This is a genomic window from Streptomyces sp. LUP30, from assembly GCF_001746365.1.
In the GTDB taxonomy this organism is placed as follows: Bacteria; Actinomycetota; Actinomycetes; order Streptomycetales; family Streptomycetaceae; genus Streptomyces.
In genome coordinates this window covers 125738-149595 of the sequence record NZ_MJAJ01000015.1, presented here as the reverse complement: position 1 = coordinate 149595, position 23858 = coordinate 125738, and the positions used below count along the sequence as shown (strand labels likewise).

Annotated in this window: 20 protein-coding genes and 1 pseudogene; 9 read left to right on the top strand and 12 right to left on the bottom strand. The window is 72.4% G+C overall.

Features of this window, described 5'->3' with window-relative positions:
• Positions 1 to 181 precede the first annotated feature (181 nt).
• The 3 genes and pseudogenes from BG482_RS15335 to BG482_RS15325 all read right to left on the bottom strand — a co-directional run.
• Positions 182 to 793, bottom strand: a pseudogene (locus BG482_RS15335) (M48 family metalloprotease); the annotation flags it as partial.
• Positions 794 to 799: 6 nt separating this feature from the next.
• Complete coding sequence (locus BG482_RS15330) at positions 800 to 1303, bottom strand: BlaI/MecI/CopY family transcriptional regulator (RefSeq protein ID WP_256096378.1); 504 nt, start codon at positions 1301 to 1303, stop codon at positions 800 to 802.
• A gap of 173 nt (positions 1304 to 1476) precedes the next feature.
• Positions 1477 to 2790 (bottom strand): MFS transporter, encoded by a 1314-nt coding sequence (locus tag BG482_RS15325; RefSeq protein ID WP_256096377.1) that lies wholly within the window; start codon positions 2788 to 2790, stop codon positions 1477 to 1479.
• A 97-nt stretch (positions 2791 to 2887) separates the two neighbouring features.
• Here BG482_RS15325 and BG482_RS15320 point away from each other — a divergent pair, with 97 nt between their 5' ends.
• The 3 genes from BG482_RS15320 (at position 2888) to BG482_RS15310 (ending at position 5506) form a co-directional block, all read left to right on the top strand.
• Positions 2888 to 3865: a helix-turn-helix transcriptional regulator gene (locus tag BG482_RS15320; protein WP_069769569.1), complete on the top strand. Its 978-nt coding sequence runs from the start codon at positions 2888 to 2890 to the stop codon at positions 3863 to 3865.
• 81 nt (positions 3866 to 3946) lie between these two features.
• A complete protein-coding gene (locus BG482_RS15315; protein ID WP_069769568.1) occupies positions 3947 to 4450 on the top strand; it encodes a glutathione peroxidase in 504 nt (167 codons plus the stop codon).
• Between the two features lie 135 nt (positions 4451 to 4585).
• Positions 4586 to 5506, top strand: coding sequence for a MerR family transcriptional regulator (locus tag BG482_RS15310; RefSeq protein ID WP_069769567.1), 921 nt, complete (start codon positions 4586 to 4588; stop codon positions 5504 to 5506).
• 160 nt (positions 5507 to 5666) lie between these two features.
• On the opposite strand, the gene BG482_RS15305 is transcribed toward BG482_RS15310, so the two are convergent.
• The 3 genes from BG482_RS15305 to BG482_RS15295 all read right to left on the bottom strand — a co-directional run bounded on the left by BG482_RS15305 (position 5667) and on the right by BG482_RS15295 (position 8009).
• On the bottom strand, positions 5667 to 5858 hold the full coding sequence (locus BG482_RS15305) for a DUF397 domain-containing protein (RefSeq protein WP_069769566.1): 192 nt from the start codon (positions 5856 to 5858) through the stop codon (positions 5667 to 5669).
• A gap of 261 nt (positions 5859 to 6119) precedes the next feature.
• Positions 6120 to 6977 (bottom strand): helix-turn-helix transcriptional regulator, encoded by an 858-nt coding sequence (locus BG482_RS15300; protein WP_069769565.1) that lies wholly within the window; start codon positions 6975 to 6977, stop codon positions 6120 to 6122.
• Between the two features lie 279 nt (positions 6978 to 7256).
• Complete coding sequence (locus tag BG482_RS15295) at positions 7257 to 8009, bottom strand: GPP34 family phosphoprotein (protein WP_069769564.1); 753 nt, start codon at positions 8007 to 8009, stop codon at positions 7257 to 7259.
• A 236-nt stretch (positions 8010 to 8245) separates the two neighbouring features.
• Here BG482_RS15295 and BG482_RS15290 point away from each other — a divergent pair, with 236 nt between their 5' ends.
• Complete coding sequence (locus BG482_RS15290; RefSeq protein WP_069769563.1) at positions 8246 to 10858, top strand: D-alanyl-D-alanine carboxypeptidase; 2613 nt, start codon at positions 8246 to 8248, stop codon at positions 10856 to 10858.
• A 170-nt stretch (positions 10859 to 11028) separates the two neighbouring features.
• A complete protein-coding gene (locus BG482_RS15285) occupies positions 11029 to 13059 on the top strand; it encodes an MFS transporter (protein ID WP_069769562.1) in 2031 nt (676 codons plus the stop codon).
• Positions 13060 to 13156: 97 nt separating this feature from the next.
• Here BG482_RS15285 and BG482_RS15280 read toward each other — a convergent pair whose 3' ends face one another.
• On the bottom strand, positions 13157 to 13996 hold the full coding sequence (locus tag BG482_RS15280) for a hypothetical protein (protein WP_069769561.1): 840 nt from the start codon (positions 13994 to 13996) through the stop codon (positions 13157 to 13159).
• Between the two features lie 77 nt (positions 13997 to 14073).
• Between BG482_RS15280 and BG482_RS15275 the strand changes: the two genes are divergently transcribed.
• Positions 14074 to 14859: an SDR family oxidoreductase gene (locus BG482_RS15275; RefSeq protein WP_069769560.1), complete on the top strand. Its 786-nt coding sequence runs from the start codon at positions 14074 to 14076 to the stop codon at positions 14857 to 14859.
• A gap of 138 nt (positions 14860 to 14997) precedes the next feature.
• The gene (locus tag BG482_RS15270; protein WP_069769580.1) at positions 14998 to 16566 is read left to right on the top strand and encodes a sodium:solute symporter family protein; all 1569 of its coding nucleotides are present in this window, start codon (positions 14998 to 15000) and stop codon (positions 16564 to 16566) included.
• A gap of 38 nt (positions 16567 to 16604) precedes the next feature.
• On the opposite strand, the gene BG482_RS15265 is transcribed toward BG482_RS15270, so the two are convergent.
• Positions 16605 to 17723 carry an ADP-ribosylglycohydrolase family protein gene (locus BG482_RS15265; protein ID WP_069769579.1) on the bottom strand — a complete coding sequence of 373 codons (1119 nt, stop codon included), beginning with the start codon at positions 17721 to 17723 and terminating at the stop codon, positions 16605 to 16607.
• Positions 17724 to 17851: 128 nt separating this feature from the next.
• Here BG482_RS15265 and BG482_RS15260 point away from each other — a divergent pair, with 128 nt between their 5' ends.
• Positions 17852 to 18436, top strand: a complete 585-nt coding sequence (locus tag BG482_RS15260; RefSeq protein ID WP_079141829.1) for a DUF2165 domain-containing protein — start codon at positions 17852 to 17854, stop codon at positions 18434 to 18436.
• A gap of 9 nt (positions 18437 to 18445) precedes the next feature.
• Here the strand turns inward: BG482_RS15260 and BG482_RS15255 are convergent, their stop codons facing one another.
• The 4 genes from BG482_RS15255 to BG482_RS15240 all read right to left on the bottom strand — a co-directional run bounded on the left by BG482_RS15255 (position 18446) and on the right by BG482_RS15240 (position 23259).
• Positions 18446 to 19030 carry a hypothetical protein gene (locus BG482_RS15255; protein WP_069769559.1) on the bottom strand — a complete coding sequence of 195 codons (585 nt, stop codon included), beginning with the start codon at positions 19028 to 19030 and terminating at the stop codon, positions 18446 to 18448.
• Between the two features lie 77 nt (positions 19031 to 19107).
• Entirely contained in the window at positions 19108 to 21723 is a 2616-nt protein-coding gene (locus BG482_RS15250; RefSeq protein ID WP_069769558.1) for a bifunctional FO biosynthesis protein CofGH, read from the bottom strand.
• A 56-nt stretch (positions 21724 to 21779) separates the two neighbouring features.
• Entirely contained in the window at positions 21780 to 22625 is an 846-nt protein-coding gene (locus tag BG482_RS15245; RefSeq protein WP_069769557.1) for an LLM class F420-dependent oxidoreductase, read from the bottom strand.
• A 181-nt stretch (positions 22626 to 22806) separates the two neighbouring features.
• Positions 22807 to 23259, bottom strand: coding sequence for a protease inhibitor I42 family protein (locus BG482_RS15240; RefSeq protein ID WP_069769556.1), 453 nt, complete (start codon positions 23257 to 23259; stop codon positions 22807 to 22809).
• Between the two features lie 182 nt (positions 23260 to 23441).
• Between BG482_RS15240 and BG482_RS15235 the strand changes: the two genes are divergently transcribed.
• The gene (locus BG482_RS15235; protein ID WP_069769555.1) at positions 23442 to 23837 is read left to right on the top strand and encodes a nitroreductase/quinone reductase family protein; all 396 of its coding nucleotides are present in this window, start codon (positions 23442 to 23444) and stop codon (positions 23835 to 23837) included.
• Positions 23838 to 23858 lie beyond the last annotated feature (21 nt).

Genomic DNA, 23858 nt, shown 5'->3' with positions numbered 1-23858 from the left:
TTTTCACGCCGTTTCCCGGCACCGGGTAGCGCGAGGGCTGACGCCGGCGCCGGGAAGGGGCACGCGCCGACCGGGTGACGGCGCTGCTCGGGCCCGCCCCGGCGGCGCGGCGCCGACCGTCGTTCTTCACGGCCGCGGTCGGCGAGAACCTTGGTGATGGCGGCGGTCAGGGTGGTCTTGCCGTGTAGGCGACGGCCGTCCGCAGCGGCCGCAGGAACGGGTTGGCCTGCGCGGCCAGCCGCACGGCGAGCAGGTGGCGGTGGTGGCCGGCGGTCAGGTGGGCGCGCTCGTGGGCGAACAGCGCACGGCGCTCGGCCGCTTGGAGGCGGTCCAGCAGGGCGGTGGTCACGACGATCCGGTCCCGGCGGCCGCCGGGCAGGGCGTACGCGTACGGCGTCCCGTCGGGCAGGACCGCGACCTCGGTGAGCGGCAGTCCGGCGAGGGCGCGGTGCGCCAGACGGAGCACCCTGCGGTGCCGCCACAGCGTGCGGCCGCAGCTCAGGGCCACTGCCAGCAGCGCGGGGATGGCCGCCTTGCCGGCGAACTCGTCGTAGGGGACGGCCTCGCGCACCTCCGGGTCCGACCAGCCGTCGGGCAGGGGGTTGCCGGGCAGTTGCGCCGTGCCGACCACCATCAGCAGTCCCAGGCACACCGTGCTGCACACGGCCATCACGGCGGCCACGCCGGTGAGCAGCCGGGTCGCGGTGCGGGGATGCAGATGGTGTTCCGCGAGCCTGGTGACGGGCCAGGCCGTGAGCGGGAGCACGAGCGGCAGGAAGACGAAGAGCCCCATGCGGTGTCAGTCTTCCCCGTCCGCGCCGGGCCGGGGACGCGGCCGCGCACCTGGTGGCACGGACGGTTCGGCATGCGTCGACCGGACGGGCGGTCCGGCCGGTCCGGAGTCCAGGGGCCCGGCGGGGGCGTCGTCGTGGGGGTGTCGCCCGAGCAGTTCGCGCAACAGCCGCTCGTCGTCGGGGCCCAGGCCGGTGACGAAGCTGGCGAGCACCGCCTCGCGGTCGTGTTCGGCGTCCAGGACCCGGCGCATCCGGTGGGCGGCCAGGCCCGCCTCGTCCGAGGCGGGCAGCCAGGCGAAGGAGCGGCCGCTGCGCTCGCGGGTGACCGCGCCCTTGGCGAGCAGCCGCGTCAGGATGGTGATCACCGTGGTGTAGGCGAGGCCGCCGCCCAGGCGTTCCTGCACCCATCCGGCCGTCGCCGGCCCGTCCGCCTCCCGCAGCGCCGACAGGACCGACGCCTCCAGCTCGCCCTGCGCCCGCCGCGGGGGACGCCGCCGGTGATCCGTCACGCCCAGTCTCCTCTTCGCCGCCGTCCGTTTTCCGGTCCGACATCGTATAGACGCCGGCCGTCCGCGGACCTCTGCCGGGACGCCTTCTCTACAGCATTGTAGAAGCATCGCGGCCGTGCGGGCCGGACGGCGTTCAGCCCACGTCGTCGGCCCGCTCGTCGCAGCGCATGTCGTCAGCCCGCGCCCATGTCGTCCGCCCGCTCGTTCACCCCGCGCCGCCGAACCCCGCCCTCACCCTCGCCCTCACCGTCAGGGCCGCCAGGGCCGTCACGCTGCGGCGCGGACGGCGCGCGTCCGGCGGCGCCACGGGCATCGGGCGTACCGGTGCGGGCGGCCGATCCCAACACCAGGGTCACCGCGATCGACATGGCCGCCATGACGGCCATCGCCGTCGCGGGCGAGGTGAGTTGAGCCGCCCCGCCCGCAAGGGCCGCGCTCACGCCCTGCAGGGTGAGCATCCCCGCCGAGTGCAACCCCAGTGCATGGCCGCTGAGTTCGGGCGGGGTGAGGGACATCAGCCGCTCCTGCTGCACCAGGCTCGCGCCGAAGCCGACGGAGGCGAGAGCGGCGCAGACCGCGGCGAGCGGAACGGCGGGGTGCAGGGCGAACAGGGTGTAGGGGGCGGCCAGGAGCAGCAGCAGCGGGGTGGCGAGGCGGGGGCGCAGAGCGGGTGGGAGGAGACGGCCCACCAGCACGTCCCCGGCCAGCATGCCGAGCGCGGCGCACGCGAACAGTGTGCCCGCCGCCCCCGGGTCGTAGGGCACGAAGAGGGCCTCGCAGCCGACGACCAGACCGTTGGGCAGCCACAGTCCCAGGTAGGTCAGACGGCGGGGGCGGGAGGACCACAGGGCGGCGTTGGCACGCCGGGTCGCCGCGGCCGACAGCCGGCCGGCGGCCCGCGGCGGACGGGCGCTCAGCCCGAGGCGGGCGACGACGGCCGAGGTCGCGTACAGCAGGGCGGCGAGCAGGAGGACGGGGCGCGGGGAGAGGGCGGTCACGAGCACACCGCCGGTGGCGTAACCGGTGATCTGCATCAGCCCGCTCATCATGTTGAACAGCGAACGCCCGGGCAGATAGCCGCCCTCGGCGCCGCCGAGCATCTCGTTCAGCAGCCCCCAGCGGACGCCGCCGCCGAGCGAGGCCACCAGGCCCTGGACGAGGACGACGGCGAAGACGCCCCAGGTCGGCAGCCCCGGCAGCGCCATGAGGGCCGCCGCACCGGCGAAGGCCAGCGAGAGGCCGGTCAGCGCCGACCGCGGGGGCAGCCGGTCGGATCCCGAGAGCAGGACGGTCGCGCCGAGCACCTGCGCGAGCGACGGCCCGAACATGCTCACCGCCGACAGCAGCGGCGAGCCCGTGGCCCGGTAGACGAGGGTGCCGAGGGCGAGTCCGCTCACCGTCTGGGCGGCGGTCTGGGCGGCGGCGGACAGGAAGAGAGGGGTGAACTCGGGGACGCGGAAGAGCTGACGGTAGGAGAAGCCGGTCATGGCCGGAGTCTGGGGCGGGCCCAGGGAGGTCGGTTATTGTTTCGCCGGCCCGCGAAACGTCGCGAGCCGCGGGGGGGACGGCCGTGGGAGCGCGGGCATGGGCTGGTGGCAGCTGAACGCCGACACCCTGGCCCGCAGCCGGTTCGTGCTCTCGCCGCTCGCCGAGACCTTCGCGAGCCTGAAGCTGCTGGACGCGGGCGCGGGCGCACACCCCGGCGAGCACGACTGGCTGCGCGCCCACCTTCCCGGCTATCGCGCGGCGCTGGCAGCCGACCCGGTGACCGCGCTGCTCGTGCGGGCGGGGCTCGGTTCGCTCTGGATCGCCGACTTCCTCACGCCGACGCCGAGGGACGGCGAGTCCTTCGAGGAGGGCGTGGCCCGGGTGCGGGCGGCGGACCCGGCCGCGGCCCGGGCCCATCTGCGGACGTCCCTGGCCGGCCCGCTCCCCGCCGCCCTGGACCGGGACGACCTGCCCGAGCGGGCGGCCGCGCTGCTGGCGCGGGTGTGGGAGACGGACGTGCGGCCGTACTGGGAACGACGCCGGCGCGTCCTGGAGGCCGACGTGGTGGCGCGCACCGCGCTGGTCAGCCGGGGCGGCTGGGCCGCCGTGCTGGACTCGCTGCGGCCGGGGACGCGCTGGCTCGGCGAGAGCCGCTTCCAGGTCAACCTTCACGAGTACCCGCCCCGCGAGATCTCCGGCGCGGAGCTGCTGTTCGTGCCGGTCACACCGATGACCGGCTGGGTGGCCTGGGAGGAACGGGAGCGGTACGCGGTGGTCTACCCGTGCTCCGGCGTCCTCGCCGACGACCGCCGGGAGCGGGCCCGGGCCGTCCCCGCCGCCCTGAACACGCTCCTGGGCCCCGCCCGGGCCACGGTGCTGGTGCTCCTCGCCGCGCCCCTGAGCACCACCCAGCTGGTGGCCCTGACCGGCCAGGGCCTGGGCTCGGTCGGGCGCCACCTGCGGGTCCTGCTGGACGCGGGCCTGGTGGAGCGCCGTCGCGCGGGCCGCTCGGTGCTGTACTCCCGGACCGCGGCAGGCCGGACCCTGACCGAGGCGGCCGTCCCCCGCCCATGACCACCGCCCTCGCGGGGCCGGGGACGGCACGGAGCGGGGCCGGGGACGGCACGGAGCGGGGCCGGGGCTAGCATCCGAGGCATGACTACTGATGCCGGCGCCTCTCCCCTCGACGTACAGATCGACGCCCTCAAGGGCGGTTCCGCGGACCTCTCGCAGTACGCGGGCCAGGCCGTGCTCGTGGTGAACGTGGCCTCCAAGTGCGGCCTCACCCCGCAGTACACGGGCCTGGAGCGGCTCCAGGAGCGGTACGCCGCCCAGGGCTTCACCGTGCTGGGCGTGCCCTGCAACCAGTTCCTCGGGCAGGAGCCCGGGAACGCCGAGGAGATCGCCGAGTTCTGCTCCGCGACCTATGGCGTGACCTTCCCGCTGACCGAGAAGGTCGAGGTCAACGGCGACGACCGGCACCCGCTGTACCAGCGGCTCGTGGGCTTCGCGGACGCCGAGGGCCACGAGGGCGACATCCGCTGGAACTTCGAGAAGTTCCTGATCGGCCGGGACGGCTCCGTCGTCGCCCGCTTCTCCCCGCAGACCGAGCCCGAGGCCGCCGAGGTGGTCGCCGCCATCGAGGGCCAGCTGAACTGACCCCCGGCCCACGGCCCGCGGCTTGACCTTGCCCCTGGGGCAGGGCTGAGCCTCCTCGTCGTCGGGCGGAGAAGGCCGCCCGACGACGGAGGACGACGACGAGAGCGCCGGCGGCGGAGGAGGCGGAGGCACCGGATGGACGCGGTCCCGGCAGCCTCGAGCGACGGCGACGGAACGGGCGACGGAACGTGCGACGGCGAGTTGCTCACCATCGGCGCGTTCGCCGCACGCGCCCGTCTCTCGGCCAAGGCGCTGCGGCTGTACGACCGGCTCGGGCTGCTCGCCCCGGCGCACGTCGACGAGGTCAGCGGCTACCGCTACTACCGGGCCGGCCAGGTGGAAAGCGCCCGGCTGGTGGCCCTGCTGCGCCAGCTCGACATGCCGCTCGCGCGGATCGCCGCGTTGGTGGACACCCCTGACGGGCGCGCGGCCGGAGATCTGCTCGCCGCCTACTGGGACGACGTCGAGACCCGGTTCGCCGCTCAGCGCGCCCTCGCCGCCTACCTCCGTGCACGACTGTCGGGGAGGAGCTCCGAAATGCACGAGAAGTTCGAGGTCCGGTTGGTCGACGTGCCCGGTCAGGTGATCGTCACCGAGACACGGCACACGCTCGCGGACGAGCTGCCCGTCTGGATCCCGGCCGCGCTGGGGCGGCTGACGGAAGCGGCCGTCGAATGCGGCGGGACGGCGGGCGCGCCGTTCGTCGTCTACTACTCGGCGGTGTCCATGGAGAGCGACGGACCTGCCGAGGCCTGCGTGCCGGTCGGCGACGAGGTCGCGGCCCGGGCGTGGGCCGCCGCGCAGGGCGGCGGCCGTCAGGTGCGGGTGCGGGCGGAGCCGGCCGGCCGGCTCGCGTACACGCGGATCACCAAGGCACAGGTCGCGCATCCCCAGATCCTCGCCCCGTACGAGGCGGTGGAGGCGTGGATGAAGCGGGAGGGCTGGGACTACGACGGCCCCTGCCGGGAGGTCTACTTCGCCGACTGGGACGCGGCCGGGGCCGAGGACCCCGTGTGCGACGTGGCGTTCCCCGTGAAGCGGGCCCAGGGGGCCTAGCGGCCCGCTGCGGCCCTGCCGCGGGACGGCACCGGGCCCTCTCGGCTAGGACGGCGATCTGGACGAGAGGGCCCTTGGGCGGTTCTTGTGCAGTTGTGTCGACGACCGGTGACCGCCGACCGGGGCCGGCGACCGGCCGAAGGACGCGAGGTCCTCCGCCCTATGCCTTGACCGATGCCACGAAGTCGCTCCACGCGTCGGCGGGGAAGACCAGGTTGGGGCCGTCCTGGACCTTGGAGTCCCGGACGAGAAGGGCCTGGACGGCCGGCGACTTGACCTCGACGCACGCACCGTTGCCCGTGGAGTAGGAGGACTTGGTCCACGAGTGCGCGCTGCCCTGACGAATTGCCATTTTTTTGCTCCGGAGTGCAGTTGTTGAGTAGCTGTCCCCGCACCACGGACCCCCACTGCGGTCCCGCGGCGCGTTCACGCCAACCTTGTTGCTCGATGGCGTGATCGACGCTACTCGCCAACATCGACTGACGAAGCGACTATTCACTCGACCGGATGACATATTCCAGTGGAAACTTCCATCCCGCCGGGGGCGGGCGTACCATGCGGCACTTCCCGCGCAAACGTCCGTCATCTCGAACGCCCGGCATCTCCAACTCCCTTACCGCACATATCCTTTGGCGATTTCGGCGATGAAGTGGCGGGACTGGTCCACGTTCAGGGCCTGGGCGCGCAGATGCTCGTACATCACGCTGTACTTCTGCACGTCGTTCGGCTTCTCCAGATAAAGGTCGCTGGTGACGCCCTCGATGTAGACGACGCTGGAGTCGGCGGTGTCGGGGAACTCGAGGATCGCGTACTGGCCGTTGAGGCCGGGATGCGCGCCCATGTCGAACGGGATCACCTGAACCGTGACATGCGGCAACTGGGACTGTTCCACGAGGTGCTCCAGCTGGTCCCGCATCAGTTCACGGCTGCCGACCACTCTTCTGAGCGCCGACTCGTCCATCACGCTCCACAGCCGGAGGGGGTTCTCCCCGGAGGAGACACGTTCCTGCCGACGCATGCGCACCTGCACGCGCTTCTCGATCTCCGTGTGCGCGGTCTCCGGCAGCGCGCCCGAGATCAGCGCCTCCGCGTACTGACGGGTCTGCAACAGCCCGGGCACGACCTGCGGGTCGTACACGCGCAGGCTCGCCGCGTCCGTCTCCAGACCGATGTAGACGCTGTAGGGGACGTCGCCGAAGGCGTGCCACCAGCCCTGCTGGCGCGAGTCCTTGGCCATCTCCATCAGCGAGTCGACCATCCGCTGGTCCTCGACCTCGTACACCCCGCACAGATCGCGGACGTCACGCTGACTGATGCTGCGCCTGCCGTTCTCCAGCCGGCTGATCTTCGACTGGGACACCAGGAGGCGCTCGGCGACCTCTTCGGCCGTCATGCCCTTGAGCTCACGGAGCCGGCGCAGCTCCTGGCCCAACCGGCGTCGCCTGACAGTGGGATTGACATTGGACGCCACGGGACGTGCACCTCCGGCTGCGTGTCTGTACCTGACACTTTGCGTATCTGCTGTTGAGCAGACTGCCACCAAGGTGCTTTCTACCGCTGGAAAACGGTGGTTATGCGGGCGGTACACGCCAGTTCGGATCAGTACCCCCACCGGCGCCGACACACGTCCGCGCGGGGCGGTGCGTCGCACCGCCCCGCGCGGGCCGTGGCGGCTCCCGAACGGGTCCTGCGTACTGCGGGTGGTGCGGTCCTGCATGCGCTGCGTCGTGCGGTGTCGTGGGACTGCGCCTCAGTGGGCCACGACACGCGCCAGACCGCGGTGCGGCTGCGCCGGAACGCCACGGGCGGGTTCCGGAGCGGGCCTCGCTCCCGGCCCGGCCTGGCGGCCGGCGGGTGGCTGGTTGCGACGCGGCTGTGCCACCGCGCCGTTCTGGACGTCCATCACGGCGTGCGCCACGAGGCCGCCCATCGGGTCGTGCCTGATCAGATCCCGCAGCCGGGAGCGGGACGAACGTCCCTCGTTACCCGGGTACAGGTGCTTGCCGAGGCCGACCGCATGCGCCAGTGCGGCGAGCGCCGCGGTCCGCGGGTCCGGCGGAACGCCGGTGCGGATCGCGGAGTCCAGCCGGGCCTTGATCTCCCGGCTGATGTCGGTGTCCGTCGCCTGGTAGCGAGTCGTCGGCAGCACTCCGCACATCTGGCCCGCCACGGCATGCACCATGCCGCATCGCTCCAGATGCGAGAGGTAGGTCTGGCGTAGCCCGAGACGCGGCCCGCCGATCCAGTGGACGGCCCGTACGGGAGCGCCACGCCTTCGCAGCAACTCCAACGCGCAGTCCAGTGTCGGATCTCCAGTCGGCCGTGGGGACACCACGGCGATACGATCCCCGTCAGGGGCTATCCGCCCGGCCAGCGCCAGCTCCACTAGCTGTGCTCCGGCCAGACCAAGGTCGAGCGACTGCGGCTGTGCGGTGGTACCCGTGGTCGGGTCCAACGCCAGCAGAAGAAGCTCTTCCGGAATCGTTCTGCGGCTCCTGCCCATCCATGCCTCCCCGCGTGGATGAATGACAGGGTGACCCCTCTCACATTCATCTGTCGAGGGTGCGTGACCTGTTTGTAGTGGAACCAGTAGGTATGTCGTTCTCGTCTACCGCAGGAGCCAAGCCCTCTACACAGGACACTGGTACATGGTTCGGACAGCGCCGCGAGGCGGGTCCGGGGCGGGCGTTCACGGTTCGGCAGGCGCGCGGACGGCGTGCGGCACAGGAGGAGGCATCGGTGGCGGGCGAGTCCCCCGACAGGTCGAAGCAGCGCGAGTCGTCGGCAGAACCGACGTCGGGGAGCGCGGGCACGGTTCCCGAAGCACGCGAGTCCCGTGACCCCCGAGAGGTCCGCGATCCGCGGGTCGCGGTGGCGCGGGAGGGCGGTTCGTCGGCGGCGCGCGGCAGTGGCGGCGTGGACACGGCGACCCGGGTGTTCTCGGTACGGGATCTGAAGACCGACGAGGCCGACGAGGCCGACGAGGCGGGCAAGCCCGGCGAGCCGGAGGCGGCGGACGAGGGCGCGGCGGCGGACGAGGGCGCGGACACCGAGACCTCCGAGGCCGAGGAGGCCGCCGAGGCCGAGGCCGCCGAGGAGGAGTCTCCGGCTGTCCGGGCGGACGGCGACGGCGCCACCGGGAAGCCCGCCGAAGTCGAAGCTGAAGCCGCGGACGACTCCGGGGACGCCGGGGACGAGGCGGAGGGCCCGGAGGGCGCCGAGAGCGCCCCGGAGGAGCCGGAGGCCCGCGAGGCCGTCCAGGAAGCCCAGGACGCCCCCGCGGACGCCGAGGAGACCGAGAGCGCCTCGACGGAGGTCCCCGACGCCGCTCCCGAGGGCGGTGACGAGCGCCTGCGGGCGGCCGTCGCCCAGTGGGTGTCCACGGCGGACGGGAAGACCGGCGGGAAGGCCGACGAGAAGAGCTCCGCGGACGACGCCACCGACGCCGCCACGAACACGGACGCGGACACGGACACGGAGGAACGTTCCGCGAGCGCCGCCGAGGCGGCCGACCGGCCCGCGTCCAAGCCCGCCCCGAAGTGGGCCACGGGCGAGAAGGCCGACGAGGCGGACAAGGCCGACGAGACCGGCCGCACCGACAAGGCCGACGAAACGGACGGGTCCGCAGATCCGGACGGATCTGACGAAGCCCCGGCATCCGCCGGCACCGAAGCGGACGACAAGACCGACGAGCGGCCGGTCGACCAGCCGACCGCGGTCTTCAAGACGCCCCGGCCCAAGCCCGCCGTCGACCAGCCGACCACCATGCTGAAGCTGGGCGACGCCGCCCGGCCCGCCTCCACCGAGGCGAACAAGGTGGATAAGGCAGATAAGGCAGACAAGGCCGACGAGGCAGACGAAGCCGGCAAGGAAGGCGCGGCGGACAAGGGCGACGGGAAGTCCACGGACGAGGCTCCCGCCGAGCGGACGAGCAAGTTCGTCGCGCTCAAGCCGCTCGACGAGCCCCGCGCGCCCAAGCCCGCGGTCACGCCGTCCGCGCCTGCTCGGGCCGACGTCACCGCGCTCGTGCCGCAGGTCGGGCCCGAGCGGACCACCCAGCAGCCGCTGCCCCCCAAGCCGCCGCTGGACCTGCTGGCCGAGCTCACGAACACCCCGCCGCCCCCGCCCACACCCCTGCGCCAGCTCGGCCGGCGGCTCAAGATCTGGACGCCGCTGGTCCTCCTGCTGATCGTCGTCTTTGCGATCGCGCAGGCCGTGCGACCGCTGCCGGCCCCCGGGCTCACGCTCACCGCGAAGGACTCCTACACCTTCGAGGGGGGCAGGACACAGCTCCCCTGGCCGAACGAGGGACAGGGCTGGATGGACGCCGACGGCGTCGGCACGATGGGCAGCTTCGGCAAGCAGACGCCGGTGGCCATCGGCTCGGTCGCCAAGACGATGACGGCGTACATCATCCTCAGGGACCACCCGATGAAGGCCGGGGAGGAAGGTCCGCAGATCCAGGTCGACGCGACGGCCGAGAAGGAGGGCGGCTACGACGTCACGCTGGACGAGTCGACGCTCAACACCGTCAAGGCCGGGGACAAGCTGACCGAGAAGCAGGCCCTGTCGGCCGTCATCATCCCCTCCGCCAACAACATCGCGCGGCTGCTCGCGCGCTGGGACGCGGGCTCCGAGGCGGCGTTCGTGAAGAAGATGAACGCCACCGCGAAACAGCTGGGGATGGCGAAGACCACGTACACCGACCCCTCGGGCCTGAAGGAGACCACCGTCTCCACGGCCGAGGACCAGGTCAAGCTCGGCCGGGCGTTCGTGAAGATGCCGGCCCTGGTCGCCATCTCCAGCGCGGCCAGTTGGACCGACCCGTCCGGCAAGTACTGGAACAACTACAACGAGCTGCCGCTCAGGATCGGTGCGATCGGCATCAAGACGGGCAGCACGAGCGCGGCCGGGGGCAACCTGCTGTTCGCCTCCCGCAAGAAGGTCGACGGGAAGTCGGTGACCCTCGTCGGGGCGGTCCTCGGTCAGCACAAGCGCGAGATCCTCAAGACGGCCAACGTGGTCAGCCAGGCGGCGCTGGTCGCCGCCGAGGACGCGCTCACCTCGGCGAAGATCCTGAAGAAGGGCGACGTCGTCGGGTACGTGGACGACAAGCTGGGCGGTCACACGCCCGTCGTCATCACCAAGGACGTCTCGGCGGTCGGCTGGGCGGGCATGACGGTGAAGCTGTCGTTCGCCGCCGCCGAGGTGCCGCACACCGCGAAGGCCGGCGCCCAGGTGGGCACGCTCACCGTCGGGGACGGCACCAGCAGCGCCGTGAAGGTGCCGGTCGCCCTGCAGGCCGACCTGAGCGAGCCGGGCTTCTCGGACAAGCTGACACGTCTCGGCTGACGCCGGCGTCGCGTCCGTACCTCTCCGCACCCCGTCGGGCAGCCGCCCGGCGGGGTGCGTGCTAGCGTCGCGAAACGGGACAGGTCGCCGGTCGCAAGGGCGCAGCCGTGAAAGGGACGCGAACGGGACGCGACCGAGAGCAGAAGACGGGACACGGGGAGTGCCTTCAGGTGGCCACTGCGGAGCCGACACGCGCCGACGACACAGGTCCGGAACCGGACGTCGGCCGGCGGACGAGGCTGCCCGCACCCCAGTCGGGCGAGCACGACCGTGATCCGGCGCGAGCCGCCGTGGCCGCCCCGGCGGCGGACCCGGCGACCGACGGCCCCTCGGCGCGCCCCGTGGTAGACGTCGAGCAGGGCCCCGCCCGGGACCGCGAGAACGACGACCGCGACGACGGCGACGACCGCGCCGCGGGCCGCTCGGACGCGGCCCGCATGGAACCGCCGCCCGGGACGTCCCGCACGAGATCCGCCCTCGCCCGGCTGGGCGGCCGGCTGAACGGGCATCTGGTGCTGTCGATGACGGCGCTGTCCGGCATCCTGCATCTCGTCTGGTTCTTCACGTTCGCGAACAGTGGCGGCGACCTCGCGGCGCAGGACGCGTGGGCCGAGTTCGTGGGCCGGCATCCCGACTCCGCCTACAACCTCGCCTGGTACGGCGGCATGCACCCGGTGTCGTACAGCATGGTGTCGCCGTACCTGATGTCCGTGCTGGGCGTGCGGACGACGATGATGATCGCCGGAACGCTCTCAGCGGGCCTGCTCACCCTCATCCTGCTGCGCTGCCGGCCGGTGAAGGACCCGGTGTGGCCCGCGCTGGCAGGGATCTTCGCCCTGCTGTGCAACGCCGCCTCGGGACGGGTGACGTTCGGGCTGGGCAACATGTTCGCGCTGGCCGCGGTCGCCGTCGTGTTCTGCTGGCCGCACCGCTGGCGCTACAAACGGTGGGCGAAGGCGCTGTGCGCGGCGCCGCTCGCCGCGCTGGCCACCATGGGCTCGCCGGTGGCCGGGCTCTTCGTGGGCATAGTCGCCGTCGCGATGTTCCTGCAGAAGCGGCGGCCGGGCGCGTGGGCGCTCGGCCTCGCGCCCACGGTGGTCGTCGCGCTGTCCGCCTGGCTGTTCCCGTTCTCGGGCACCCAGCCGATGTCCTTCGGCTCGGCCTGTCTGCCGCTGCTGTCCGCGGTGGCGGTCTTCGCGGTCGTCCCGCGCGACTGGAAGACCGTGCGGATCACGGCGGCGGTGTACGGGCTCGGGGTGCTGATGGTGTGGCTGATCAGCTCGCAGATCGGGTCCAACATCACGCGGCTCGCGATGATGTTCACCGGTGTGGTGCTGATGGCGGCGCTGCCGTTCGCCGTGCCGCGCAGCCGCAAGTGGTACGTGATCGTCCTGTCGTCGCTGACGTTCGTGGGCTGGATCGGCTTCAAGTCGGTCGACGACGTGGTGCGGACGACCCCCGCGGCCTCCTGGGCGCGCGAGCTGGCCCCGCTCGTCAACGAGCTGCAGGGGGTCGGTGCGGAGAAGGGACGGGTGGAGGTGGTCCCGGCCCGCTCGCACCGCGAGGCGTCCGCGCTCGCGCCGTACGTCAACCTCGCCCGCGGCTGGAACCGCCAGGCCGACATGGAGCGCAACCCGCTCTTCTACGATGACACCCTCAACTCCGCGAACTACCACGACTGGCTCCAGCGGTGGGCGGTGCACTTCGTCGTCGTCCCCAAGGAGGCGCTGGACGGGGACGGGGGCGAACGGGAGCGGGAGCTGGTGCAGCGGGGGCTGCCGTATCTGGAGCAGATCTGGGGCGACGCCAACTGGCAGCTGTTCCGGGTCGTGGATCCCGCCCCGCTGGCCGAGCCGAACGCGGTGGTGCAGCGCGCCGAGCAGGGCGAGATGACGATCGACGTGAGGAAGGCGGGGCGGATCCTGATCCGGATCCCGTACTCGCCGTGGCTGAGCGTGGTCGACGCGCAGGGCAAGAGCCTGAAGCCGCCGCAGGAGACGCCGGAGTCCAAGGACCGCTCGGACGGGGAGCCGAAGACGTACGACAACGTCAACGGGTGCCTGTTCGAGACGCAGGAGGACACCGAGGGCGACAGGTGGACGGTGCTGCTCGCGCCGAAGGCGGGCACCTACCGGCTGGCGGCCCCTTACCAGCTGCCGCGGGGGACGCCGTGCCCCGACGAACTGAAGGACCGGCTCTGACCGCCCTACCCGCCCTGACCGCCCGAGCCGCCGTGACCGCCCGAGCCGCCGTGACCGCCGTGATCGTCTGACCGCCGTGATCGCCTGACCGCCCTGGTCAGCGGAGCCGGTCCACGTACCGGTCGGTGCCCGGTACCGTCGGGATGAAGGGGGCGACCAGCTCCACCCGGCCCAGGCCCGACTCGGCCACCGTCTTCTCCAGGCCGGTGAAGTGCTCGTCCCAGCAGTCCCTCGGGTCCTTCTCCAGGAACCACAGCAGGGTCAGCCGGGTGTCGACGCCCTCGACCTGCCTCACGTAGGTCATGCGGTCGCCGGGCAGGGGGGTGGGCCGGAAGACGGTGACCATGGCCGTCGGGGAACCGGCCACCTGCCGGGGGAGGTGGCGGGCGCGCAGCCACTCCAGGAGTTCGGCGCGCTGGGCGCTCGAGTCGGCGTCGATCACCTCGACCACGAGACCGGCGTACGGGTGGTCCAGGGCGTGGAAGTCGCGCGGTCCCGCCGCGCCGTCCCGGTAGACGGTCGCCTCGTGGTCCTGGAAGGCCGTGAAGACGTGGGTGCGGTCCTGGTAGACGCGGGCGTCGCGGTTGAGGCGCTTGTTGATGGCGACCGTCCACTTCATGTGGTCGTCGTAGCGGCCGTCGGTGATCCAGTAGGTGGAGAGGTAGCAGCCGGCGGTGACGGGCTGGGCGATCGCCGACTTCTCGGGGTACCGCAGGAGTTGGAGATCGCGGGTGGCCACCCATCTGCGGCCCGAGTACATCCAGGGCATCGCCATCGCGCCGGCGTAGTAGTGGTCGTCCTCGTACCAGCGGTTGTAGGCGTACTCGTGGCCGGGATGCGGTTCGACCATGGTGATCAGGGCGTGGCCGGGGCGGACCCCGTAGGGGCCTGTGGCGGCCAGTTCGGCGTACGTCTCGCTGCGGGTCTCGTCGCTCACGCGTCTTCCCCTTCCTCGGCGGCTGGCCCATACTCTGACGCTCCGTCAGACAATGCGCCAGGGTCAGGGAGGTCCCGATGTCACTGCTCAACGGCCGGACCGTCGTCGTCTCGGGGGTGGGCGCCGGGCTCGGCCACCAGGTCGCCGCCGCGGTCGTGCGGGACGGCGGGAACGCCGTGCTCGGGGCGCGGACCGAGGCGAACCTCGCGAAGAGCGCGGCCGAGATCGACCCCGCGGGGGCGCGCACGGCGTACCGGGCCACCGACGTCACCGACGAGGCCCAGTGCGAGGCGCTGGCGGGGCTGGCGCGGGAGCGGTTCGGGGGGATCGACGCCGTGGTGCACGTGGCGGCCTGGGACTCCTACTTCGGCGGGATCGAGGACGCCGACTTCGCCACCTGGCAGTCGGTGATCGACGTGAACCTGCTGGGCAGCCTGCGGATGACCCGGGCGTGCCTGCCGGGACTGAAGGCCGGCGGCGGTTCGGTCGTGTTCATCGGGACGCAGTCCGCGGTGGCGGCCCCCTCACAGGTGCGGCAGGCGGCGTACGCGGCCTCCAAGGGGGCGCTGACCAGCGCCATGTACTCCCTCGCGCGCGAGCTCGGTCCGCACCGGATCCGGGTCAACACCGTGTTGCCGGGGTGGATGTGGGGGCCGCCGGTGCAGGCGTACGTGCAGTTCACCGCGCACACCGAGGGGGTGCCGGAGGAGGAGGTGCTCGGGCGGCTCACCGAGCGGATGGCGCTGCCCGAGCTGGCCACGGACGGGGATGTGGCGGACGCCGCGGTGTTCCTGGCCTCGGACCGGGCACGGGCGATCACCGGACAGTCTTTGCTGGTCAACGCCGGGGAGCTGATGCGTTGAGTTCATATAGGTGAACGCAGGACACCATACCGAATTCTTTTACCTCCCTTTGACTCGTCGGTTACTTGTCGTGTTCACGCGACAGCGCCCACGATGAGCGCCGGGCTGAACGCCGGGCTGAACCACGGGAGGGCGCACATGAACGGTCTCGACTGGGCCGTGCTCATCGGCTATTTCGGCGTGATGGTCGCCATCGGCGCCTGGTCGCACAAGCGCGTGGACGACGTGAGCGACTTCTTCACCGCCGGCGGCAAGATGCCCTGGTGGCTGTCCGGCATCTCGCACCACATGTCGGGCTACAGCGCGGTGATGTTCACCGGCTACGCGGGCATCGCCTACACCTACGGCGTCACCTCGTTCGTCACCTGGTCCTTCCCGATCGCCCTCGGCATCGCGATCGGCTCGAAGCTGTTCGCGCCGCGCATCAACCGGCTGCGTTCCCGGCTCCGGGTGGCCTCCCCGCTGGAGTACCTGAAGAACCGCTACGACCTCAAGACCCAGCAGGCCCTCGCCTGGTCCGGGATGCTGCTGAAGATCGTCGACGTGGGGGCCAAGTGGGCCGCCATCGCGACCCTGTTGTCCGTGTTCACCGGGCTCTCCCTCAACCAGGGCATCCTCATCACCGGCGCGATCACCGCGGTCTACTGCACGATCGGCGGCCTGTGGGCGGACGCGCTGACCGAACTCGGCCAGTTCGTCATCCAGTTGCTGGCCGGTGTGGCCATGCTGATCGCCGTCGTGCTGAAGCTCAACGACAAGGGGATCGGCGTGACGGGGGCCTGGCACGAGCCCGCGCTCCAGGGACACGACAAGCCGCTGGTCGCCCAGTACGGCACGGTGTTCCTGCTCGCGTTCCTCTTCATCAAGCTCTTCGAGTACAACGGCGGGATGCTCAACCAGGCCCAGCGGTACATGGCCACGGCCGGCCCCAAGGAGGCCGAGAGGTCGGCGCGGCTGTCGGCGGTGCTGTGGCTGGTCTGGCCGCTGGTGCTGTTCTACCCGATGTGGATGTCACCGCTGCTCGTGACGTCCAACAAGCCCGACGGCTCCGACTCCTACGCCCTGATGACCGAACAGCTGCTGCCGCACGGCCTGTTGGGGCTCGTCATCGTCGGGTTCTTCTCCCACACGATGGCCATGTGCTCGTCCGACGCCAACGCCATCGCCGCCGTCTTCACCCGGGACTGCGCGCCGGTCATCTGGGCCAGGGCGCGCGAGTGGAACCAGCAGTCGGGGCTGATCGCGGCGCGCGTGACGACGGTCGTCTTCCTGGGGCTGTCCATGGCGGCGGCGACCCAGGTCAACTCCCCCGCGTTCAAGGACATCATCACCGTCGTCATCAAGTGGGTGGCCGGCCTGATGGGGCCGATGGCCATCCCGATGATGCTGGGCCTGTTGCGCCCCTTCCGCCGCTCCGGCCCGACGGCGGCGCTGACCAGCTGGTCGATGGGTCTGCTGGCCTTCTGGCTGGTCAACTACCCGATCAACTGGAACGTCGACGGCGGAGTGCCGCTGCAGTACCAGGTGTCGATCCCGCTCGCCGTGTCGCTGGTCCTCTACATCCTCATCGGCTTCCTGAAGCCCGAGGACACCCCGGAGCGGCTCGCGGTCATCGAGACCATCAACACGGACGGGAGCGGCGGCGCTTCGGCCACCGCTCCCCTCCCCGGCCCCCGGGACGAGGTCTCCACAGCGGCGAAGGACTGACCGCCGCCGACCGCGGGCCCGTCGCCCGTCGCCCGTCGTCAGGCCTCGCGGGGGTACCGGGTCAGCCAGCCGGGTGACGCCCCGGCGGGGTTGTGGAGCGCCGGTCCCTGGGTCATCTCCATGGCGAAGTCGTCGGCCAGCTCCAGCATCGTGGGACGGCCCTCCAGCTCGGCCAGCCAGGCCGGCGGGAGGGCCGTCTCGCCGTGCATCGCTCCCAGGAGACCGCCGGCCACGGCCGCGGTCGACGCCGAGGGCGCGCCGTGGTTCACCGCGAGCCGCAGCCCGTGCCGGACGTCCTGCGCGACGAGGGCGCAGTAGACGGCGCCGGACAGCACCGCCTCCGCGGTCCCCGCCGCCGCCAGCTCCTCCACCCTCGCCGGGCCGGGGAGCCCCTGCCGCACCGCGCCCAGCGCGTGCTGCAACGCCTCCGACACCGGCTCGTGCCCCGGCCGGGCGGACAGCAGGGCCAGCGCCCGCTGCACCGCGCCGTCCAGGCTCTCGCCGCGGGCCAGCGCATGCACGGTGACCGCGTACGCGCCCGCCGACAGACCTGCCGTGGGGTGACCGTGAGTCTGGGCCGCGCACTCGACGGCCAGTTGCGCGACGAGCTGCGGATCCCAGCCGACGAGCAGCCCGAACGGCACCGAGCGCGGCACGACCTCGGGACCGGCCGCGTCGGGGCTCTTGGGCGAGTCGAGCGTGCCCATCACCTCGTCGCCCAGCCCGAGCAGCAGGGCCCGGGTCGGATCGCGGCGGACGTAGAGCCACTCCTCCAGGGCGAGCCAGCCGTTGTCCTTGCGGCGCAGGTCGGGGCCCCAGTCGCGCTGGGTCGAGGCCCATCGCAGATACGCGCGGTGCAGGTCGGTCGGCGGATGCCAGGCGCCGGTGTCCCTCCGGACCTGGGCGCGGATCAGGCCGTCCATCGTGAAGAGGGTCAGCTGGGTGAGATGGCTGACCGCGCCGCGCCGCCCGTAGGCGGGGGCCAGGTCCACGACGCCCTCGGGCCCGTGTCCCTGCCGGATCTCCTCGATGTCCAGCCCGTCGACGGGCGCGCCCAGCGCGTCCCCGACGGCCGCGCCGAGCAGCGCGCCGCGCACCCGGCTGCGGAAGTCCTGTTGTTCGGCGCGGCCCCAGACGGGCCCGGCAGTCGCACCCACCAAGTCCTCCCGGGCACCGTCCGTACGTACGACGTCCGTCACTGTAATCGAACGCTCCCGGGTTCCCGCCCCGGGTGGGGACGGTCGGGTGGAGGGGTCATGGAGACCTGGTGGGGTAGGGAGCCCGCATGACCACCCCCATCGCGCGCCGCGCGCACGCCTCAGGTGTGCTCCCCCTCACCGCCGCCCTGCTCACCGGGACGGTCGCCCTCTACCTGCTGCTCGTCGCGTTCGGCAACATCACCGACTTCGGCACGAACCAGCAGTTCGTGCGTCATGTCCTGGCGATGGACGACACCTTCAAGGACGACGACCTGATGTGGCGGGCGGTGACGGACAGGGGCCTTCAGGACGCCGCCTACGTCGCGATCATCGTGTGGGAGACCCTCGCCGGGCTGGTGCTGGCCGCCGGGACGTGGTTCTGGGCCCGGCGGGACGACATACGCGCCCGTACGGTGTCCACGTACGGGCTGGTCATGGTGATGCTGCTGTTCGGCGCCGGGTTCATCGCGATCGGCGGCGAGTGGTTCGCGATGTGGCAGTCGAAGACGTGGAACGGACTGGACGCGGCGACCCGGGCGTTCCTCTTCGCCGGGGTCGTGCTGATCGTCAACCACCTGCCGTCCGGGACCACGGGGACGACCGGGGTGACGGGGACGACCGGGGCGACCGGGGTGACCGGGACGACCACGCAGGACGGCGCCCGTCCGTGAGCGTGGGCCCTAGTCGACGACCCTGACCTTCGTCCCCGTCTCGCCGAAGGCCCACAGCGCCGTGCCGTCCGCCTTCGCCATCCGGATGCCGCCGGTCTGCGCGCCGGCGGCGGCCGGGGGCGGGGAGGAGCCGTCGACGGCGTTGGAGAACGCGATGTTCACACCCGACGCGGCGGAGAAGTACACGACGTGCTCGATCGCCACGCCGTCGGAGCCGGTGACGGCGTCCTTGCGCACCGACACCGTGTAGCTGCCGACGGCCGGGTTCACCGTGCCGGGCCAGACCGCGAAGGTGCGGCGGGCCGTGTCGTCCGCGTCGACCAGCCAGACGCGGTGCTGTCCCAGCGAGTAGACGACCCGGCGGCCGGCGCCCGACTTCTCCGGCACCCGGGCCTGCGAGGGAGCCGACGGCTTCGGCGCGGCCGACGGCTTGGCGCCCGCGGACGCCGAGGCGTGGGGGCTCTTCACCGCCGAGGCCGTCGGGTGCGGGCCGCTCTCGGCCTGCGCCGTCAGCGCGACGACCGCGGCGATCGCACCGGCGGTCAGGCCGGTGACCCAGACCCAGGAGGGAAGCCGTCGGGCAGGCACGGGCACGCATCTCCTCAGCTACGGGACCCCACGACCACGAGGGGTCCGATCATCGTACTGTGGGGATCCTGTAGGGCTGTCCCTCAGTCCAGCACCGGCAGCAGTTCCGGCAGATGCCCGTCGGACGCCGCGGCCGCCCGCCGCCGCTCCTCGGACACCGCGCCGTACAGCGTCGTACGCGGCCTCGCCGGGCGGCCCGCCGCGTCCGCGACCGCGATCAGGTCCTTGACCGACTTGTAGGAGCCGTACGACGAGCCCGCCATCCGCGAGATGGTCTCCTCCATCAGCGTGCCGCCCAGGTCGTTGGCGCCCGAGCGGAGCATCTCCGCGGCGCCCTCGGTGCCGAGTTTGACCCAGCTGGTCTGGATGTTGGGGATGTGGGGGTGCAGCAGGAGCCGGGCCATCGCCGTCACCGCCCTGTTGTCCCGCATGGTCGGGCCGGGACGGGAGATGCCCGCCAGGTACACCGGCGCGTTGGTGTGGATGAAGGGCAGGGTGACGAACTCCGTGAAGCCGCCGGTGCGTTGCTGGATGCCGGCGAGGGTCCGCAGATGACCCAGCCAGTGGCGGGGCTGGTCGACGTGGCCGTACATCATCGTCGAGGACGACCGGATCCCGACCTCGTGCGCCGTCGTGACGACCTCGATCCAGGTCGCCGTCGGCAGCTTGCCCTTGGTCAGCACCCAGCGGACCTCGTCGTCCAGGATCTCCGCCGCCGTGCCGGGGATGGAGTCGAGCCCCGCCTCCTTCGCCGCGATCAGCCACTCGCGGATCGACAGGCCGGTGCGGGTCGCGCCGTTGACCACCTCCATCGGCGAGAAGGCGTGCACATGCATGCCGGGGACGCGCTCCTTCACCGCCTTCGCGATGTCGAAGTAGGCCGTGCCGGGCAGGTCCGGGTGGATGCCGCCCTGCATGCAGACCTCCACCGCGCCCAGCTCCCACGCCTGCTGCGCGCGGTCGGCGACCTGGTCGAGGGAGAGGGTGTAGGCGTCGGCGTCGGTGCGGCGCTGCGCGAAGGCGCAGAAACGGCAGCCCGTGTAGCAGACGTTGGTGAAGTTGATGTTCCTGGTGACGATGTACGTGACGTCGTCGCCGACGGCGGCGCGGCGGACGTCGTCCGCGATGCGGGTCAGAGCGTCCAGGGCCGGGCCGTCCGCGTGGAGCAGGGCGAGCGCCTCGTCGTCGGTGAGCTTCGTCGGGTCGTCGGCGGCCGTCGCGAGGGCCTGGCGCACGTCGGTGTCGATGCGCTCGGGCGCCATGCCGGGTGCGGCGGCCTCGCGCAGGGCGGCCCAGTCGCCGTACACCTCGTCGAAGTCGTCGCGCCGGTCGGAGGTGCGGCCCTCGGTGTCGATGGTGCGGTGCAGGTCGGTACGGCCGGACGGCACGAACACCTCCTCCGGCTCCTGCCAGGGGCGGCCCTCGACGACGGCGTCCGGCAGGGCGAGTCCCGTCTCCGGGTCGGCCAGGGCGCGCACGTGCGGGAGCAGCCGCGGGTCCAGCCAGGGCTCGCCGCGGCCCACGAACTCCGGGTACACGCAGAGCCGTTCGCGCAGTTCGAAGCCGGCCGCCGCGGACTTCCCGGCGAGCTCCTCGATCTGCGGCCAGGGCCGCTCGGGGTTGACGTGGTCGATGGTGAGCGGGGACACCCCGCCCCAGTCGTCGACGCCGGCGCCGATCAGCCGCCCGTACTCGCTGTCGACGAGGTTGGGCGGGGCCTGGAGGCAGGCGGAGGGGCCCATGATGTGGCGGGCGACGGCGACGGTGGCGACGAGTTCGTCGAGTTCCGCGTCCGGCATCCCGCGCATCGCGGTGTCCGGCTTGGCGCGGAAGTTCTGGATGATCAGCTCCTGGATCCCGTGGTAGGCGCGGGAGACCTTGCGCAGCGCGAACAGCGACTCGGCCCGCTCCTCGTAGGTCTCGCCGATGCCGATCAGGAGCCCGGAGGTGAAGGGGACGGAGGAGCGGCCGGCGTCCTCCAGGACGCGCAGGCGGACGGCGGGCTCCTTGTCCGGGGAGCCGTGGTGCGGGCCGCCGGGCTCGGACCACAGCCGGGTCGCGGTGGTCTCCAGCATCATGCCCATGCTGGGCGCGACGGGCTTCAGCCGCTGGAAGTCGGTCCAGGACATCACGCCCGGGTTGAGGTGCGGGAGCAGCCCCGTCTCCTCCAGGATGCGGATGGAGACGGCGCGGACGTAGGCGATGGTGTCGTCGTACCCGTGCGCGTCGAGCCATTCCCGGGCCTCGGGCCATCGCTCCTCCGGCTTGTCGCCGAGGGTGATGAGGGCTTCCTTGCAGCCGAGGGCCGCTCCCTTGCGGGCGATGTCGAGGACCTCGTCGGGCGACATGAACATCCCGTGTCCGGCGCGGCGGAGCTTGCCGGGGACGGTCACGAAGGTGCAGTAGTGGCACTTGTCCCGGCACAGCCGGGTGAGGGGGATGAAGACGCTCTTCGAGTACGTGATGACGCCGGGCCGGCCGGCCGCCTCCAGACCGGCGTCCCGCACCCGGGCGGCGGAGGCGGCGAGGTCCCGCAGAGCCTCGCCGCGCGCCTGGAGCAGCACGGCCGCCTCGCCGACGTCGAGGGCGACGCCGTCCCGGGCCCGTTTGAGAGCGCGCCGCATGGAGTTCTCGGTGGGGCCGCCGGACGGGCCGGGGGTCTGGCCTGGGCCGGTACCGGAGCTCGCGGGAGTCGTCATCCTTCGAGCATACGATCACGTTTTCCGGGCTTGGGGCGCGCCCTGAGGCGCGCGGCCTACAGGAAGGGGGCGAACCCGTCGAGCAGTGCGAGCACCTCCGCCTCGCCCGCGGGCGGCAGCTGCACCACGACCTCCTCGATGCCGAGCTCCGCGTAGTGCGCGAGCTTGCCGGGGGACGGGTGGACGGCGTACGGCACGATCTGCAGGGCGGAGGGATCGCGGCCCGCGTCCGCCCAGGCGGAGCGCAGCACGGGCAGCGACTCGGAGAGGCCGCGTCCGCCGATCGGCAGCCAGCCGTCGGCGTACTCGCAGATGTGCGCGAACAGCTTGGGCCCGGCGGCCCCGCCGATCAGGGTGCGGGGCCCGGTGACGGGGCCGCGCGGCTTCTGCACGGGCTTGGGGTACGCGGTGCTGGCGCGCACGCTCCCGAACTCGCCCTCGTACGCGGTCGGTTCGTCCGCCCACAGCGCCTGCATCAGCCGCATCCGGTCGCGGACCAGTTCGCGCCGGGTGCGCCAGTGCACGCCGTGGTCGGCGGCCTCCTCGACGTTCCACCCGTAGCCGAGGCCGAGGGTGAGCCGTCCGCCGGAGAGGTGGTCCACGGTCGCGATCTGCTTGGCCAGGCCGATCGGGTCGTGCTGGGCGACGAGCGTGATGCCGGTGCCGAGGCCGAGCGTCTCCGTCACGGCCGCCGCCTGCCCGAGGGCGACGAAGGGGTCGAGGGTGCGGCCGTACTCGCGGGGCAGGTCGCCGCCTGCGGGGTAGGGGGTGGTCCGCTCGACCGGGATGTGCGTGTGCTCGGGCAGATAGAGCCCGGCGAAACCGCGTTCCTCCAGCTCACGCGCGAGGCGGGTGGGGGTGATCGTCTCGTCGGTGAGGAAGATCGTGACGGCGATGCGCATGGGCGGCCCTTTCACTGCGTACGGCTCGGTCGGCGGCGTCGTCGCGGACGACGCCCTCATCTGTACCGGCAGACGGGGCACGTGTCCATACCGACTGGTCGGCATCGATGTCGGGGCGCGCCGGGCCGGGGCAGGACCGGCCGCCGCGGCGGGGGCCGGTCCTGCCACGGCCCGCGCGTCGTCAGCGCACGGTGACCCGGTAGGTGATCCGCTCCGGCTCCGGGGGCGGGGTCGGGGACGGACTCGCGCCGCCGCCGCAGGCTGCCGACCCCGCCATGGGGAACGTGCAGTGCAGCAGCACGATCCGGGTGCTGCCCCGGCCCGTGGCCTCGAAGGTGAGGACGAGCGTGCCGCCGCCGCCGACCGACTTCCCGTCGTCGCCGGACTCGTAGCGCCGGCCTGCGGTGCGGACCACCGAGGCGTCCGGCTGCGGGGCGACGACGGACCAGTGCTCGCGGGTGGACCCGTTCTCCGGCACGGAGAGGGTGAAGCGCTCGCCGACCTCGGCGGTGATGCTCGTGTCCTGCGTGGGGTGACTCGTGGGCGGGTCCGCGTCGGAGCCCGACGCACAGCCCGTCATCAGTGTGACGGTGCACAGCACCGCTCCCGCGACCCTGCTCGACCTGGCGGCCATCGGCTCCCCCGTTTCGATCTTGAACGCGGGGAGGCTAGCACCCGTCCGACGGACAGGACCCGCCCGCCCGGCCCGGCCGGCCACCGGAGCCCGTCGCCCGTGCGGCCGCCCGCTTCCGTCACGCCGACGCCGTCGGGGAGCATGGACGCAACACACCTGTCCGCGAAGGAGCCCCACGGATCATGGCCCGTTCCAGCGACCTCCGTTTCCGTGCTACGACCGCCCTGCAGCGGTACGTCGCCAACCCCCTGACGCGCCGGCTGCCGTTCCACACGCTCCTGGAGACCACCGGCCGCGTCTCCGGCCGGCCCCGGCGCACCCCGCTGGGCGGCCGCCGGGTCGGCGACACGTTCTGGCTGGTCTCGGAGTTCGGGGAGCGGTCGCAGTACGTCCGCAACATCCAGGCCGACCCGCGCGTGCGGGTGCGCCTCGGCGGGCGGTGGCACTCCGGGACGGCCCACCTGATGCCCGAGGACGACCCGGTCGCGCGTCTGCGCACCCTGCCCCGCGCCAACAGCACGGCGGTACGGGCACTCGGAACGGGACTGCTCACGGTACGGGTGGACCTGGAGAGGTGACCCTCGTCACGGGAGCGGGTC